The 14,745-nt window shown below is 57.5% G+C and carries 15 protein-coding genes; 4 read left to right on the forward strand and 11 right to left on the reverse strand.

The window, feature by feature from the left end; all coding sequences use genetic code 11:
* Window positions 1-248 precede the first annotated feature (248 nt).
* Window positions 249-1,241 carry an adenosine kinase gene (locus tag IFT53_RS04915; RefSeq protein ID WP_042616151.1) on the forward strand — a complete coding sequence of 331 codons (993 nt, stop codon included), beginning with the start codon at window positions 249-251 and terminating at the stop codon, window positions 1,239-1,241.
* Between the two features lie 23 nt (window positions 1,242-1,264).
* On the opposite strand, the gene IFT53_RS04920 is transcribed toward IFT53_RS04915, so the two are convergent.
* Window positions 1,265-1,801, reverse strand: a complete 537-nt coding sequence (locus IFT53_RS04920; RefSeq protein ID WP_042616150.1) for an SH3 domain-containing protein — start codon at window positions 1,799-1,801, stop codon at window positions 1,265-1,267.
* A gap of 184 nt (window positions 1,802-1,985) precedes the next feature.
* Here IFT53_RS04920 and IFT53_RS04925 point away from each other — a divergent pair, with 184 nt between their 5' ends.
* A complete protein-coding gene (locus tag IFT53_RS04925) occupies window positions 1,986-2,990 on the forward strand; it encodes a 2-hydroxyacid dehydrogenase (RefSeq protein WP_192063125.1) in 1,005 nt (334 codons plus the stop codon).
* Here IFT53_RS04925 and IFT53_RS04930 read toward each other — a convergent pair.
* From IFT53_RS04930 to IFT53_RS04960, 7 genes are all read right to left on the reverse strand, one after another.
* Window positions 2,987-3,469: a GNAT family N-acetyltransferase gene (locus IFT53_RS04930; RefSeq protein ID WP_192063124.1), complete on the reverse strand. Its 483-nt coding sequence runs from the start codon at window positions 3,467-3,469 to the stop codon at window positions 2,987-2,989. The genes IFT53_RS04925 and IFT53_RS04930 overlap by 4 nt on opposite strands.
* Window positions 3,466-4,227, reverse strand: a complete 762-nt coding sequence (locus IFT53_RS04935; protein WP_192063123.1) for a molybdopterin-synthase adenylyltransferase MoeB — start codon at window positions 4,225-4,227, stop codon at window positions 3,466-3,468. The genes IFT53_RS04930 and IFT53_RS04935 overlap by 4 nt, the downstream gene beginning before the upstream one ends.
* Before the next feature lie 40 nt (window positions 4,228-4,267).
* Window positions 4,268-5,392: a DNA replication/repair protein RecF gene (gene recF, locus IFT53_RS04940; RefSeq protein WP_192063122.1), complete on the reverse strand. Its 1,125-nt coding sequence runs from the start codon at window positions 5,390-5,392 to the stop codon at window positions 4,268-4,270.
* A 101-nt stretch (window positions 5,393-5,493) separates the two neighbouring features.
* Window positions 5,494-6,123 carry a nucleoside triphosphate hydrolase gene (locus IFT53_RS04945; protein WP_192063121.1) on the reverse strand — a complete coding sequence of 210 codons (630 nt, stop codon included), beginning with the start codon at window positions 6,121-6,123 and terminating at the stop codon, window positions 5,494-5,496.
* A complete protein-coding gene (locus IFT53_RS04950) occupies window positions 6,120-6,914 on the reverse strand; it encodes an ATP-binding cassette domain-containing protein (protein ID WP_042616144.1) in 795 nt (264 codons plus the stop codon). Before IFT53_RS04950 ends, IFT53_RS04945 begins: the two co-directional genes overlap by 4 nt.
* Window positions 6,914-7,978, reverse strand: coding sequence for an ABC transporter permease (locus IFT53_RS04955; protein WP_042616143.1), 1,065 nt, complete (start codon window positions 7,976-7,978; stop codon window positions 6,914-6,916). Before IFT53_RS04955 ends, IFT53_RS04950 begins: the two co-directional genes overlap by 1 nt.
* Window positions 7,979-8,115: 137 nt before the next feature.
* Window positions 8,116-9,138 carry a sugar ABC transporter substrate-binding protein gene (locus tag IFT53_RS04960; RefSeq protein ID WP_042616142.1) on the reverse strand — a complete coding sequence of 341 codons (1,023 nt, stop codon included), beginning with the start codon at window positions 9,136-9,138 and terminating at the stop codon, window positions 8,116-8,118.
* A gap of 273 nt (window positions 9,139-9,411) precedes the next feature.
* On the opposite strand from IFT53_RS04960, the gene IFT53_RS04965 reads away from it, so the two are divergent.
* Window positions 9,412-10,644: an ROK family transcriptional regulator gene (locus IFT53_RS04965; RefSeq protein WP_042616141.1), complete on the forward strand. Its 1,233-nt coding sequence runs from the start codon at window positions 9,412-9,414 to the stop codon at window positions 10,642-10,644.
* A 513-nt stretch (window positions 10,645-11,157) separates the two neighbouring features.
* On the opposite strand, the gene IFT53_RS04970 is transcribed toward IFT53_RS04965, so the two are convergent.
* Both IFT53_RS04970 and IFT53_RS04975 read right to left on the reverse strand, forming a co-directional pair.
* Window positions 11,158-11,925, reverse strand: coding sequence for an alpha/beta fold hydrolase (locus IFT53_RS04970; protein WP_192063120.1), 768 nt, complete (start codon window positions 11,923-11,925; stop codon window positions 11,158-11,160).
* 63 nt (window positions 11,926-11,988) lie between these two features.
* On the reverse strand, window positions 11,989-12,810 hold the full coding sequence (locus IFT53_RS04975; RefSeq protein ID WP_192063119.1) for an alpha/beta fold hydrolase: 822 nt from the start codon (window positions 12,808-12,810) through the stop codon (window positions 11,989-11,991).
* Window positions 12,811-12,941: 131 nt separating this feature from the next.
* Between IFT53_RS04975 and IFT53_RS04980 the strand changes: the two genes are divergently transcribed.
* Complete coding sequence (locus IFT53_RS04980) at window positions 12,942-13,394, forward strand: MarR family winged helix-turn-helix transcriptional regulator (RefSeq protein ID WP_192063118.1); 453 nt, start codon at window positions 12,942-12,944, stop codon at window positions 13,392-13,394.
* Between the two features lie 173 nt (window positions 13,395-13,567).
* On the opposite strand, the gene IFT53_RS04985 is transcribed toward IFT53_RS04980, so the two are convergent.
* Window positions 13,568-14,539, reverse strand: coding sequence for a DUF808 domain-containing protein (locus IFT53_RS04985; protein WP_192063117.1), 972 nt, complete (start codon window positions 14,537-14,539; stop codon window positions 13,568-13,570).
* Window positions 14,540-14,745: the final 206 nt, after the last annotated feature.

Here is a 14,745-nt window from a genome sequence, read left to right on the forward strand (position 1 = left end):
CTAGCGCATCTGTGGCGACCGAACAAAAGAAAAAAGCGGGGTCAGCCCCGCTTTCATCCGCTTGCCCCACCAGTACATCCGTGGTGACGCAATGCGCATTCTATAACAATTCACTATGACAAACACATGACGCGTACTCTTTCTCGCTTAAGATGATGGCACACGGTTTTGGCTTTTCTTGGCGGTAAAATTCTTTAAGACCGGATGGTATATAACGCATCCAAAGATGCATCCCGGACAAGAGGCCCATGACAAAATTCGACGTACTGACAGTTGGCAATGCCATTGTGGATATCATTTCCCGGTGTGATGATGGGTTTCTCAATGAGAACGCAATCACCAAGGGCGCGATGAACCTCATCGATGCCGAGCGTGCCGAACTGCTCTATTCCCTCATGGGACCGGCGCTTGAAGCATCAGGCGGCAGCGCCGGGAACACGGCAGCGGGCATTGCCAATTTCGGCGGACGCGCCGCCTATTTCGGCAAGGTGGCCGAAGATCAGCTTGGCGAGATTTTCCAGCACGATATCCGCGCCCAGGGCGTCCACTTCGAAACCAAGCCGCAGGGCACATTCCCGCCCACTGCCCGCTCAATGATCTTCGTGACCGAAGATGGCGAGCGCTCGATGAACACCTATCTCGGCGCCTGCGTCGAACTTGGCCCTGAAGATGTGGAGCCATCCGTCGTTGCGGAATCTCAGGTCACCTATTTCGAGGGTTATCTGTGGGATCCGCCACGCGCCAAGGATGCCATCCGTGATTGCGCCCGTATTGCCCACGAAAATGGCCGCGAAGTGTCCATGACACTCTCTGACAGTTTCTGCGTTGGCCGTTACCGCGAGGAATTTCTGGAGCTGATGCGCTCCGGCACCGTCGATATCGTCTTCGCCAACAAGCAGGAAGCGCTCTCGCTCTATGAGACTGATGATTTCGAGCTGGCGCTGACCAAGATCGCTGCCGATTGCAAGATCGCGGCTGTGACCATGAGCGAAGAAGGCGCCACCATTGTTCGCGGCAGCGAGCGCGTGAAGGTTGAGGCCTATCCTGTCTTCGACGTGGTCGACACGACGGGTGCGGGCGATCTGTTTGCCTCTGGCTTTCTTTATGGTTACACGCAGGGCCGTTCGCTGGAAGATAGCGGCAAGCTTGGATGCCTCGCGGCCGCAGCCGTCATCCAGCAGATTGGCCCCCGCCCCATGTCTTCATTGAAGGCCTTGGCAGAAAAGCACGGCCTTATCTAAGGCCAGTAAAGGAGAGCCTTCAGCTACTTGAAGGCTTCTCCGGGGTAAGCGCCCCATATTTCCCCCTGAGACACCCAGCCGGTCACCTGACCGGCCTGCGCCTTGCACCAGTCGCCATTGCATTCGCCAATGCTGATCTGAACGCCGGGCTCGAGCTTGGCAACCACAGGCGCGCCCGACTGTGACTCGCGGCGCATGTTCACATAGACATCCTTGCCTTTGCCACGCATCCACGGTGCTGCAAGGGCCGTTCTCTCGCCAGAGAGCAGCGCCTGGTTGACCCAGCCTTCCGTGCCGTCGGCATCGCGAATGCGCCTCCAGTTCTCATATTCCTGAATGATTTCCACAGGCATGCCGGACTTCATATACATCCACGATACCGCGTAATCGGTGCTGGGGCCGATGCGCATGTTGACGCGTCTTGATTTGAGGCTGACGAAGCGTGGCAGGGGCAGGCCGCTTGCGCCCTTGGCGGCACCTTGTGCCAAAACAGGCGCGCTTGCAGCGTCGAGAAAACCCAGCGACAATGCAATGCAGACAGTAAAGACAACGCTACGCATGCCGGTTTCCGTTTCCTAGCAGTTCAATAATCAAGCAGACGAACGAGACGACCATTATGAAAGTCGACACCAGCAACATGCGAGATTTGTTTGTCTTCGCCGGTGGGTCTGGTAGAAACGCCCGTGACAAACGAAATTATCGCTCTTTTTGGTTAACGACCTCTGAACAAGGTACCTGCTGACAATGACGAATAAGAAGAGACCGAGCGTCTATTTGACACGCAAGTTGCCGGATCTGGTCGAAACCCGCATGCGTGAGCTGTTCGATGCGGAATTGAACATCGAAGACGCTCCGCGCAGCAAGGCAGAGCTGATTGCCGCCATGCAGAAAGTGGACGTGCTGGTTCCGACCGTCACGGATCGCATCACCGCCGAGATGATCGAGCAGGCCGGTCCTCAACTGAAACTGATCGCCGGATTTTCAAACGGTATCGACCATATTGATGTGGATGCCGCGGCCCGTAAGGGCATCACTGTCACCAACACACCCAACGTGCTGACCGAAGACAGCGCCGATATGACCATGGCTCTGGTTCTGGCCGTACCGCGCCGGCTGGTGGAGGGAACACGCGTTCTCGCCAATGGCTCGGATGAATGGCGCGGCTGGTCGCCCACCTGGATGCTGGGGCGTCGCCTTTCGGGCAAGCGCATTGGCATTGTCGGCATGGGCCGCATCGGCACCGCTGTTGCCCGTCGCGCCAAGGCGTTTGGCTTGTCGATCCATTATCACAACCGCAAGCGCGTCAACCCTGCTACTGAAGCGGAGCTTGAGGCGACCTATTGGGACAGCCTCGACCAGATGCTGGCCCGTGTGGACATCGTTTCCGTCAATTGCCCGTCAACGCCTGCCACCTATCATCTGATTTCCGCCCGCCATCTGGCGCTGATGCAGCCCACAAGCTACATCGTCAACACTGCGCGTGGCGATATTATCGATGAGGCGGCGCTGATCCGTTGCCTGATGGATGGCAAGATTGCCGGTGCGGGGCTCGATGTGTTCGAAAACGAACCTGTCGTTAATCCCAAGCTCATCAAGCTCGCCAAAGAGGGCAAAGTTGTCTTGCTGCCGCATATGAGCTCTGCCACCATCGAAGGCCGCATCGACATGGGTGACAAGGTCATCATCAACATCCGTGCCTTTTTCGATGGCCACCGCCCACCCAACCGCGTCTTGCCGGGACGAAGCTAAACGGTTTCAGTCAAGACCTTCATCATCTCGATGGAGGTCACTCTGGTGTAGCCGGGATGGGAGTTTTCTGCCGTGCGCACAAAGCCCCAGGCAGCGAAGCGGCGATGGTTTTGCGTCAGCTCGATGCGGGTTTCCAGCCGCAGCGCCGGAAGCTGAAGATCACGGGCAACCTCCTCAGCCTGTCCCAGCAGTGCCGCGCCCACGCCTTTGCCCTGCGACGAGGGTGAAACGGCAAGCTTGCCGACATAGAGGCTTGTCGCTTCCGGCTTGCAGAATATGCAGCCCTGCAAATCTTCCCCATCCAGCGCGATGAAGGCGATTTCGTCTCGGGTTTTCTGCACCAGATTATCCAACGTCAGCCGATGGGCCGAAGAAGGCGGATCGATCACCCCATCCATATAGGCAAAGGAGGAGAGGATCAGTGCCAGCAGATCCTCATGGCGTGAAAAACTGTCATCGATCCTGATAATCTCGATCATGCTTTGCTTGCCCTGCGTTTGTATCGCATCGTATCGAACCGCGCTGAAAGCGAATCATAGAGCAGCAACCGGCCAATCAACGGCTCGCCGGTTCCTGTGATCATCTTGATGGCCTCCATCGCCATGATGGTGCCAATCACGCCGGTCAGGGCCCCAATCACACCCACTTCTGCGCAGGACGGAACGACGCCCTGCGGCGGCGGCATTGGGAAGAGATCACGGTAGCGCGGAAACAAGATGCCGTCGGCACCGGCTTCATAGGGTTTCAGAACCGTCACCGAACCATCGAAACGCCCGACAGCACCTGTGACCAGTGGAATTTCTGCGGTTTCGGCCGCATCGGCTGCCGCGTAGCGCGTATCGAAATTGTCGGAGCCATCAATGACCAGATCGAAGCTTTTCAGATGGTCATGCGCCCAGACGAGCGAGAAACGCTCCTCGAAACTGATGGTGCGCACATGCGGGTTCAGCCGCGCGATGGATTGGCGGGCGCTTTCGGTTTTCAAGTCTCCCAGGGTGCCCGTGTCATGAATGACCTGACGCTGCAAGTTGGACAGAGAAACAACATCGTCATCGATGATGCCGAGCGTTCCAACACCCGCAGCTGCCAGATAATAGAGCACAGGCGCGCCAAGACCGCCCGCGCCGATGACAAGCACTTTGGCCGCTTTCAGGCGCTGCTGGCCGACGCCGCCGATTTCCGGCAACAGGATATGGCGCTTGTAACGTTCGATTTCATCTGGTGTCAGGGGGTCCAAAGTGTCGTCTCCCGGCAATCTCAACAGGGTGCAAGACCTATCACCCGATGCGCCCATGGGAAACATCGAAAAACTGTGCCCGGTCGCCAAGCCCTGCAAACATGGCAGCATCTGTCCCGGTCATGAAGCTCTGGCCGCCCAGCGCATGGATGAGATCGAACAAGGCGGCGCGCCGTCCCTCATCCAGATGGGCGGCAATTTCATCCAGCAGCAGCACCGGCGCGTGGCCGGTCATGTTGGCGGTGAGCTGCGCATGGGCGAGAACGAGGCCGACGAGAAGCGCCTTCTGCTCACCGGTGGAGCAGCGCCCCGCATCCATGTCCTTTTCCGCATGGCGCACGAACAGATCAGCCCGGTGTGGCCCTTCCAGCGTGCGCCCGGCGCTAGCATCGCGGTATCTGTTATCCTTCAGCGCGGCTAGATACTCGTCTTCCAGATCGACCGCCGGACGGTGAAACTGCCCATCCATGAAGCCTGACAGCGTCAGTGATGCAGTCGGGAAGTTCGTGTCATCGCTGCGGCTGTCGATCAGCGCCGTCAGCAGCCCCAGCATTTCGTGCCGGGCCATCGCCATGGAAATGCCAAGCTCGGCCATCTGTTTTTCGATGCCCTCCAGCCAGACCGGATCAAACCGGCCATCCGACAGGAGCCGGTTGCGACCGCGCATGGCCTTTTCAAAATCACTGGCCCTTCGGCCATGGCCGGGGTCCAGCGACAGCACCAGCCGGTCTAAAAAGCGGCGTCGGTCGGATGAAGAGCCGGTAAAAAGGCCGTCCATGGAGGGTGTCAGCCACAGCACGCGCAGATGATCGGTCAACTCGTCCACGGATCTGACCGACGTGCCGTTCAAACGGAGGCGACGCGCCAACGCCTCCCCCTCGCCTTCCAGCCCGGTGCCGATGGCGACTTCGCCATCCATTCCGCTCACCTCGGCGAAGATGGAAAAGCCCGCGCTTTGCGCTCCCACCCGCGTGACATCGGAGAGGGTGGCGCGCCGCAACCCGCGGCCCGGCGACAGAAAGGAGATGGCTTCCAGGAGATTGGTCTTGCCCGAGCCATTGTCGCCCGTCAGCACCACGTGGCGGTCATCAAGGCGCAGCGAGACCTCCGCGTAATTGCGAAACTCGGTCAGTGTCAGCCGGGAGAGGAAAACCTTGGCAGTCATGCCGCATCCAGAATCGTCATGGGATCATGACCTACAACATGCGGCTCAAAATCGGAATGGATTTTCAGACAAACCGCATATTGCTGCAGGCTTTGACGCCGCTATTCCCAGATATCGATGCTGATATCGGCGCGAACGGAGTTCTCCACCACACGCTTGCCGTTTGGCAGGTCGTTATCATAGAGCTTGGCCTGTATTCCAACCTCATCGAGCCCGTAGCCGACCCAGCGGTCGCGCAGACGCTGCTCCAGAACCTCGACAGTGGGACCAACGAAAATGGAAAAATCGTAGCTGTCTTTCAGCTTTGCCCATGGTTCTTCATTGAGGAGGAGATAATTGCCTTCCACCAGAATGAACCGCGTTTCAGGCGAAACGGCCCTTGCAGAGGCGATGGCGATTTCCCGCGAACGGTCAAACACCGGAACCAGAACCTCCTGATCGCCCCGGCGAACCGCTTCCAGAATATCTGAGAAGCCGCGCACATCGAATGTCTCAGGCGCGCCCTTGCGGGCCAGCAAACCGCGATGTTGCAGAATGCCGTTATCCATATGGAACCCGTCCATGGGCAGGACTTCGGCCTTTTCGCCGCGTCGGATCAATTCGCCATGCAGCGCATCTGCCAGCGTGGACTTGCCGGCCCCTGGGGGACCGGCAATCGCAACCATGAAGCGGGATGCGTCTGACGCGCGCTGGATGATGTCATCAGCCAGCGCATCAAGTGTCATCGTCATGCGGCGAGTATCTCTTTCGGCGGTTCTTTCGCGCCTGTCATGAAGGCAACCGCGTCGGACATCGTGTATTCCTTCGGGTTGATGACGCACAGGCGCTTGCCAAGCCGGTGGATGTGAATGCGGTCTGCGACCTCGAACACATGCGGCATGTTGTGGGAGATGAGCACGATCGGCATTCCGCGCGAGCGGACATCGAGAATAAGCTCCAGCACGCGACGGCTTTCCTTCACGCCCAACGCCGCCGTTGGTTCGTCGAGAATGACGACCTTGGAGCCGAAGGCTGCCGCTCTTGCCACGGCAACGCCCTGACGCTGGCCACCAGACAGGGTTTCCACCGACTGGTTGATGTTCTGAATGGTCATCAGGCCAAGTTCAGAGAGCTTGCTGCGGGCAAACTTGTCCATGGCAGCATGGTCGAGCTTGCGGAACACCGAGCCCAAGATGCCGGGCTTTCTCAGCTCACGTCCCAGGAACATGTTGTCGGTAATCGACAGAGCGGGCGAAAGGGCAAGGTTCTGATAGACGGTCTCGATACCGGCATCGCGGGCTTCGAGCGGCGTCTTGAACTGAACGACTTCGCCATCCAGCCTGATCTCGCCTTCGTCCGCGCGCACCGCGCCTGAAAGAGCCTTGATCAGCGAGGACTTGCCCGCGCCGTTATCGCCGATCACGGCCAGGATTTCGCCCGGATAGAGATCGAAATCCGCATGGTCGAGAGCGGTCACGCGGCCATAGCGCTTGACGAGACCATGAGCGGAAAGAATGGGTTTCCTTGTGTAATCAACGGTCATCACACGCCTGCCTTTCGGATCCATTGGTCAATTGCGACGGCGGCGATAATCAGCCAGCCTGTCAACATGACTTTCCATTGGGGGTCTGCACCCAGCATATTGAGGCCCATGGACACAACACCCACCAGCATCGCGCCAAACAGCGTGCCGAGAATGGAGCCGCGCCCGCCAAACAGCGAGATGCCGCCAATCACCGTTGCCGTGATGGCTTGCAGATTGTAGTCGGTCACGGCAGCGGATGGCGAAATCGAGCCGTTACGGCCAATGGCAACCCAGGCAGCGAAGGCCGCGATAAAGCCAGCAACCGTATAGACGCTGAGAAGGATCTTGCGCGTCTGGATACCGGAAAGCTTTGCCGCTTCAGGATCATCACCCACGGCATAGACGTGGCGGCCCCAGGCGGTGTGGTTGAGAATATACCAGAGCAGAGCAACAAGCAGGACCATGGCGATAACACCAAGCGTCAGAATGGCGCTGCCGATACGGAAATTGGTGGCGAAAATCTGCAGAAGCGGCGCGTTCGCCGCGACATCCGTATCGCGGATGGTCTCGTTGGCCGAATAGATGAAATTCGTCGCCATGACGATGTTCCATGATCCCAGCGTCACGATGAACGGCGGCAACTTGACCACGGAAACCAGAAAGCCGTTGAAGAAGCCGCACAATCCGCCGACCACGAAGCCAGCGAGAACAGCAACGCCGCTCGGCAATCCGTAGTTTACGGCTACATTACCCATCACCACCGATGAGATCACCATGACAACGCCGATCGAGAGATCGATACCGGCGGTCAGAATGATCAGCGTCTGGGCCGAGCCGAGAATGCCGACGACGGCAATCTGCTGCAGGATCAGCGTCAACGTGTAGGATGAAAAGAAACGTCCGCCGATGGTCAGACCGAAAATGGCGATCGACATCACCAGAACGATCAGCGGCACAGCCGCAGGCGTCGAATGCAGAAAATGCTGCGCGCGTTTCAAAGGTGAAATTTTTTGCTGTTCGAACGACGCGACATTCTTGTCGCTGCCATCAAGCACTCGCTCGAATTCCTGTATTCCGCTCATGTTTCCTCCTCCCGCTCGCCAGCGTCCGCCCGCTGCGGGGCTCAATCCTTAGCCGGATAATCTGACTGCGAAAACTTATGGGAAAGCCAGCCGGAACCCGGGTTCCGGCTGGCCTGGTTTTGTCAAAGGTTAAGGGATCAACCCCAGCACTTCGCAAGGCCTTCCTTGACGCTGATCGAAGGTACACCTTCAACCGGCTTGTCGGTTACGAGCGAAACGCCCGTGTCGAAGAAGGACTTGCCTTCGGTTGGCTTTGGCTTAACGCCGGTGTCAGCGAACTTCTTGATCGCTTCCACGCCGAGCGCTGCCATCATCAGCGGGTACTGCTGCGATGTTGCGCCGATAACGCCATCCTGAACAGACTTCACGCCTGGGCAACCGCCGTCAACGGAAACGATCAGCACGTTACCTTCCATGCCAACAGCCTTGAGTGCCTGGTAGGCACCGACAGCAGCCGGTTCATTGATGGTGTGGATAACGTTGATGCCTGGATCCTTCTGGAGAAGGTTTTCCATGGCCTTGCGGCCGCCTTCTTCGTTGCCGTTGGTCACGTCGTGGCCAACGATGCGTGGATCGTTTTCGTCACCAATCTTGCTCGCGTCCTTCGGATCGATACCGAAGCCCATCATGAAGCCCTGGTCGCGCAGAACGTCAACGCTTGGCTGGTCAGGCGTCAGATCGAGGAAGCCAACCTTGGCGTCCTTTGCCTTGTCGCCCATGGTGCCCTTGGCCCACTGGCCAATCAGCTTGCCGGCAAGCAGGTTGTCGGTTGCGAATGTCGCGTCAGCAGAATCGACAGGATCAAGTGGTGTGTCGAGCGCGATCACGAGAAGGCCAGCTTCGCGGGCTTTCTTGATGGTCGGCACGATGCCCTTGGTGTCGGATGCGGTGATGAGAATGCCCTTGGCGCCATCGGCGATGCAGGATTCGATTGCAGCAACCTGGCTTTCGGAGTCACCATCGATCTTGCCGGCGTAGGACTTCAGCTTCACGCCAACTTCCTTGGCCTTGGCCGTTGCGCCTTCCTTCATCTTGACGAAGAAGGGGTTCGTATCTGTTTTTGTGATCAGGCAAACCGACGTATCGGCAGCCGAAGCGACTGAGCCAAAGGAAACGCCGAGCGCGAGCGCGCCGAGAATGGCGGAAACAGTGCTTTTCATGTAGTCCTCCCGATGATGAGACAAGTGCTTCCTGTTGAAGCGACTGTTGCGACCCTTCTCCTCCAAGAGCGGGGCCACTGCGACAGATGGAAACACCAAAACAATCCTCTGTCAATAAATAAATCCAATTGAATTATTAATTCTTTGTGGCATTTTATGAATTCCGCATCTAGGGAAATTTGGTGGGAGGACACCTTATTTCCGGCAAAAACAAAGATGTGGAGAGCATATGCAGCCGGCGAAAAACCATTGCCGGCCGGGAGGGAATGCCACATGAAACGCGAAAGCGAGCCGCTGCAGCAACCAGCAGCAACTGCACCGGATTTGAGCGGAGGTGCCAATCAGGTCCGTGTGCGCGCCTATAATGAACGCCTGGTCCTGTCGCTGGTGCGCCGACACAGCGGCATGTCGAAGGCCGAGATTGCGCGCCGCAGCGGCCTGTCGGCTCAGACCGTTTCCGTCATCATGCGCTCGCTGGAAAGCGACGGGCTTCTTATTCGCGGCGAGCCCCTGCGCGGCAAGGTTGGCCAGCCATCGACGCCCATGCGGCTTAACCCCGATGCGGTGCTTTCCTTCGGTGTGAAAATCGGTCGTCGCAGTGTTGATCTCGTGCTGATGGATTTTGTCGGGCGCATCCGGCTCAAGCTGCGCAACACCTACCCCTACCCCATGCCGGAGTGGATCCTGCCGTTTGTCATCAATGGCATGGCAGAGCTGGAAGCGCGGCTGACACCTGAGATGCGCGAAAGAATCGCCGGCATCGGCATCGCCGCACCCTTTGAAATGTGGAGCTGGGCGGCAGAGGTGGGCGCGCCGCAACAGGAGATGGACCGCTGGCGCGGGTTCGATCTGCGCGCCGAAATTGCTGCCAAGGTCAGCTATCCGGTATTCCTGCAGAATGACGCGACCAGCGCCTGCGGCGCCGAACTCGTCTTTGGTCTGGGCCAGCAATATCCAGATTTTCTCTATGTCTTCATCGGCTCCTTCATCGGCGGCGGCGTGGTGTTGAATTCGGCACTGTTTTCCGGGCGAACGGGTGCAGCCGGTGCCATCGGGCCCCTGCCCGTTCAAGGCCGGGATGGCTCCACCGTACCCCTGCTCAAGATCGCCTCGATCTTCGTTCTGGAAGACATGCTGCGCGAAAACAATATCGACCCCAAGCCGCTCTGGTTTTCTCCCGATGAATGGGTGGATTTCGGTGAGCCGCTGGAACTGTGGATCCAAAACACCGCCGCAGCGCTGGCACAAGCCGTGCTCGCCGCCGCCTCGATTATCGATTTCGCATCCGTCATCATCGATGGCGGCTTTCCCGCGTGGGTGCGCCAGCGCATCACCTCCGCCACCAAGAAGGCGCTGGAATTGCATGATCTTCAGGGCGTATCGGTCCCCGAAATCATGGAAGGCTCCGTCGGCAGCCAAGCCCGCGCCATCGGCGGCGCAAGTCTTCCCCTGTTCTCGCGCTACCTGCTGGACCAGAACGTGCTGTTCAAGGAAACGGCTGGGTGAGCGCGCTTCGCGCTCTGAGCAATTTCGGAATTTTTGTTCGGGGGATGGTGGACAGGGTGGCTGATATTCGAAGCGACCCATCCAAACTTATTAAATGCCATATCATATCGTAATTGTTATGTATTTAACTCCACCTTCGTTTACCCCGCAGCATCAAATCTCGGTTCTTGTGGCGGGCTAGGAATCCTTCGTGAGGTGCATGAAGGCGAGTAAAATATGCGCGGCGACGCCAAGGCCCGGAAGCTGTAACCGGACGACAAACTCGTTTCGGACAGCACCATCACCAAGGCTTTATTTCGTACCGGGCGGTAGCCTCCGGGAACTGCAAATGGATCTGCTTCCCCACCATTTGTGATGGGGAAGCGAAGATGTTTTTTGGGCAGGCTGTTCACCCTAATGGAATACGGCAGCGGGGTCTGGAATGGCGCTACCGACCAGCTCTTTCAGAAAGCACACCATTGCAAGCGACAAGTACCGCGCAGTTAGTCCGCCTTGACGAGATTCGAACGACGCTTATTGCGCCGCTTCTTCGATAAGGTCTGCGACTGCCTGTGGCTGCGAAACCATCACCACATGCGACGCTCCTTCAACGACAACAGTTCGTTTCGATCCTGCCCGCTCAGCCATGAAGCCGAGCGCCTTGGCAGGGATGTTCTTGTCGCCATTACCATAGATGGAATAAGACGGCAGTGTCTTCCAGGCCGGCTTGCCTGACTTTTCGGTCAGCGCCATCTCCGTTATCGGCCGCTGACCGGCGGCCATGAGGGCAGCATCCTCGACGCCCACATCATGCGCAAACTGATCGTGGAACTTCTTCTGGTCGATGGACAGATCGGTACCGCCATCGGCAAGCTTGACCGGAGCCGCAAGCGCCTGCCCAAGCGTGCCACCCGGAAATTTTCCAGCAAGATCGGCCGCGGCTTCACCTTCATCTGGCGCAAAGGCCGCCACATAGACCAGTGACTTGACGTTAGCCTTTCCATTGGCAGCGGTCGTGATCACCTGACCGCCATAGGAATGGCCGACGAGAACGACGGGGCCGCTGATACTCGCAACCACATCGGAGATGTAGGCAGCGTCAGATGAGACGCTGCGCAATGGATTGGTGGCAGCAACGACACGGTAGCCATCCTTCTGCAGGATCCGGGTAACACCGTTCCAGCTCGAGGAATCGGCAAATGCGCCATGAACAAGAACAACGGTGGGCTTGGCAGGCTGGGCAACCGCGTTACCCGAGATCAGAGCGCCGGCAACTGCAAGGCTTGCAACAAACTTGGACATGGTAGTTCCTTTTCTCAAAGATGAGTTGATGTAGGATATTGAGGTCGACGAGGCTTCTGATGTTCAGCCGCGGATGAAAGCGAGCACGTCGGCGTTAAAACGATCAGCCTCGGTCTCAGCCAGTCCGTGAGAGCCGCCCGAATAGATTTTCAGCGTGGCATCGGCTACGAGATCAGCAGCCCGATGGGCAGAGGCGTCGATGGGCACGATCTGGTCGTCATCGCCATGAATGATCAGCGTCGGGCGATCAATGCTCTTCAGATCCCGGGTGTAATCGACCTCCGAGAACTCCCGAATGCAATCGTACTGACCCTTGATGCCGCCCTGCAGACCGATACGGCGGAAGTTCTCCCGCAAGCCGTCATTGGTCGCGACACCGTCCCGGTTAAATCCGTAGAAGGGCACCGTCAGATCAAAGAAGAACTGCGAACGGTTCTTCGCGGTGTTCTCACGAATGCTGTCGAAAACCTCCATCGGCGTGCCGTTCGGGTTGTCGGCGGTCTTCAGCATCAGCGGCGGAACCGCACCCACCAGAACAACCTTGGCAACACGAGCCGTGCCATGACGGCCGATATAATGCGAGACTTCTCCGCCACCGGTCGAGTGGCCAACCAGGATCAGGTCTGACAGGTCGAGTGCATTGATCAATTCGGCAAGATCGTCGGCATACTGGTCCATATTGTTGCCGTCGAATGTCTGATCTGAGCGGCCGTGGCTGCGGCGATCATGGGCGATCACGCGGAAGCCGTTCTGGCTGAAGAACAGCATCTGCTGGTCCCAGGCATCGGACGACAGCGGCCAGCCATGGGCAAAGAGGATAGGCTGGCCTGCTCCCCAGTCCTTGTAAAAGATGCGCGTACCGTCGGTGGTGGTGAAAATCGACATCTTGTTCTCCTATTTTGTTTTAATTTGTGAGCGATTAGTTTGTGTGCGATCTATATGCCGAATCCTTTGCCGCTTGTCAATCGCTTGCAATTAGATTGCGTACAAATTATTTAGGGGGAAAGGAGAACGTTATGACAAACGCCCCATCTAGCACCGACAACGGCTTGTCCGACGTCAACGGCATGCTGTGCTTTTCTCTCTACTCAGCAGGCCACGCATTCACACAGCTCTACAGGCCGCTGCTCGACAAACTCGGCCTCACTTATCCGCAGTATCTGGTTATGGTGACACTGTGGAATCGCGACGGTCAGAACGTGAAGGAGCTGGGCAACACCCTGTTTCTGGACTCCAGTACGCTCACACCGCTCCTGAAGCGGTTGAATGCGGCTGGGCTGGTCACCAAGACCCGAAACCCCACAGACGAGCGGGAGGTGCTCATTCACTTAACGGAAAAAGGGCATGCCCTTAAAGCCCACGCTGCAGATGTCATGCGGTGTATCGAGGAAGCCGTCGGACTGGATGCCGAAACCGTAGGAGCGATCAAGAAATCAGTCGACACGATACGGGACAAAATCAAGACATAGCGCCCGAGTAGCCAAGTAAAGTCGCAGCCCAGAAAGCATTCACCTTTCTGGGCCGCACTGGTTCATCTGAAACGTCTTGGCGACGTGGCTTGCGATCTGGCGAGCTAATCCGCGAACCGGCATCACCAGTTTCGTAGCGCAATTGGTGAAATGTTACCCTCGAAATCGTTTCCTCAATTGTGATCACGACCGCGCAACTTTCTCCACATTGGCGCGATCACAGTTCCCATGGCAGCCACGGCAACCGCACCAATGATGATGGCGAGCACAGCCTGCTGGACAGACGTCGCGAGCCAACCGACGACGGATGGAGCCAGTGAAACGGCGGAAACGACAGCCGCGGAAACATCGTGGATGAGGTGTTCTGGACCAGCATAACCGAGCTGGGCAAACCCGTGAACCAGAATGCTGCCTCCGACCCAGAGCATCGCTGCGGTGCCGACGGCTGCGAGCACTTTGAGGAAGATGGGCATGCCATAGACGAGACCGCGACCGATGATCTGTAAGACCGACGACGAGGTCTTGGCCATTGCGATGCCGACGTCATCTGCCTTCACGATGAGTGCGACGAAACCATACACAGCGAGCGTGATCAAAATACCGACAGCCGCAAGCACGAAGCCCTGCACATAGACACTGGACTGCGAAACCTCGGCCAGCGTCAGCGCCATGATTTCCGCTGAGAGGATGAAATCGGTGCGAACAGCTCCGCTGACCTTCTGGTTTTCAAGAGCGACCGGATCAAGCTCCTCACCCAGAACCTGCTTTTCGTGACCGTGCGCAGCATGCGGAAAGAACACCGCATAGAGCTTTTCGGCCCCTTCGTAGCAAAGATAAACACCACCGACCATGAGCAGCGGCGTGATGACCCAAGGCGCAAAAAATCCAAGAAGAAGCGCGGCCGGCAGAAGAAACAAGAGTTTGTTCTTCAACGAACCCAACGCGATGCGGGCAATGATGGGGAGCTCTCGGGCAGGACTGAGGCCAACCACATATCGCGGCGTGACGGCAGCATCATCGATGACGACGCCTGCTGCCTTACCAGTGGCTTTGACGGTTTGCGCGGCAACGTCGTCGAGTGACGCAGCAGCCAGTTTTGCGATTGCCGCGACATCATCGAGAAGCGCTATGAGACCTGTTGCCATAGAAAATGCAGCCTTTGTATTTTGAAATCAATGAATATGAATTTGTGTCCGTCAGGAAACGAAGACAGAGATCGCCTGTTCCCTGATATGAAACGTCAAGGGTATATTGGTCCTTAAGTCTACCTCAAGATTGATTGCACACGGCTTGCTGGTGCGAATGGTTACATGCTTGGTCGAGAACGACCTGATATCGTTTCAGTCGCCAT

The organism is Rhizobium sp. CFBP 13644 (assembly GCF_014842165.1).
Taxonomy (GTDB): Bacteria; Pseudomonadota; Alphaproteobacteria; order Rhizobiales; family Rhizobiaceae; genus Agrobacterium; species Agrobacterium tumefaciens_C.

Bases quoted from the DNA above. Each gene is read 5' to 3' on its own strand.
- IFT53_RS04955 (WP_042616143.1), bottom strand. From the start codon at position 7,978: ATGAGCGGAATACAGGAATTCGAGCGAGTGCTTGATGGCAGCGACAAG.
- IFT53_RS04980 (WP_192063118.1), top strand. From the start codon at position 12,942: ATGACAAACGCCCCATCTAGCACCGACAACGGCTTGTCCGACGTCAAC.
- IFT53_RS04915 (WP_042616151.1), top strand. From the start codon at position 249: ATGACAAAATTCGACGTACTGACAGTTGGCAATGCCATTGTGGATATC.
- IFT53_RS04930 (WP_192063124.1), bottom strand. From the start codon at position 3,469: ATGATCGAGATTATCAGGATCGATGACAGTTTTTCACGCCATGAGGAT.
- IFT53_RS04925 (WP_192063125.1), top strand. From the start codon at position 1,986: ATGACGAATAAGAAGAGACCGAGCGTCTATTTGACACGCAAGTTGCCG.
- recF (WP_192063122.1), bottom strand. From the start codon at position 5,392: ATGACTGCCAAGGTTTTCCTCTCCCGGCTGACACTGACCGAGTTTCGC.
- IFT53_RS04960 (WP_042616142.1), bottom strand. From the start codon at position 9,138: ATGAAAAGCACTGTTTCCGCCATTCTCGGCGCGCTCGCGCTCGGCGTT.
- IFT53_RS04950 (WP_042616144.1), bottom strand. From the start codon at position 6,914: ATGACCGTTGATTACACAAGGAAACCCATTCTTTCCGCTCATGGTCTC.
- IFT53_RS04965 (WP_042616141.1), top strand. From the start codon at position 9,412: ATGAAACGCGAAAGCGAGCCGCTGCAGCAACCAGCAGCAACTGCACCG.
- IFT53_RS04945 (WP_192063121.1), bottom strand. From the start codon at position 6,123: ATGACGATGACACTTGATGCGCTGGCTGATGACATCATCCAGCGCGCG.
- IFT53_RS04975 (WP_192063119.1), bottom strand. From the start codon at position 12,810: ATGTCGATTTTCACCACCACCGACGGTACGCGCATCTTTTACAAGGAC.
- IFT53_RS04985 (WP_192063117.1), bottom strand. From the start codon at position 14,539: ATGGCAACAGGTCTCATAGCGCTTCTCGATGATGTCGCGGCAATCGCA.
- IFT53_RS04970 (WP_192063120.1), bottom strand. From the start codon at position 11,925: ATGTCCAAGTTTGTTGCAAGCCTTGCAGTTGCCGGCGCTCTGATCTCG.
- IFT53_RS04920 (WP_042616150.1), bottom strand. From the start codon at position 1,801: ATGCGTAGCGTTGTCTTTACTGTCTGCATTGCATTGTCGCTGGGTTTT.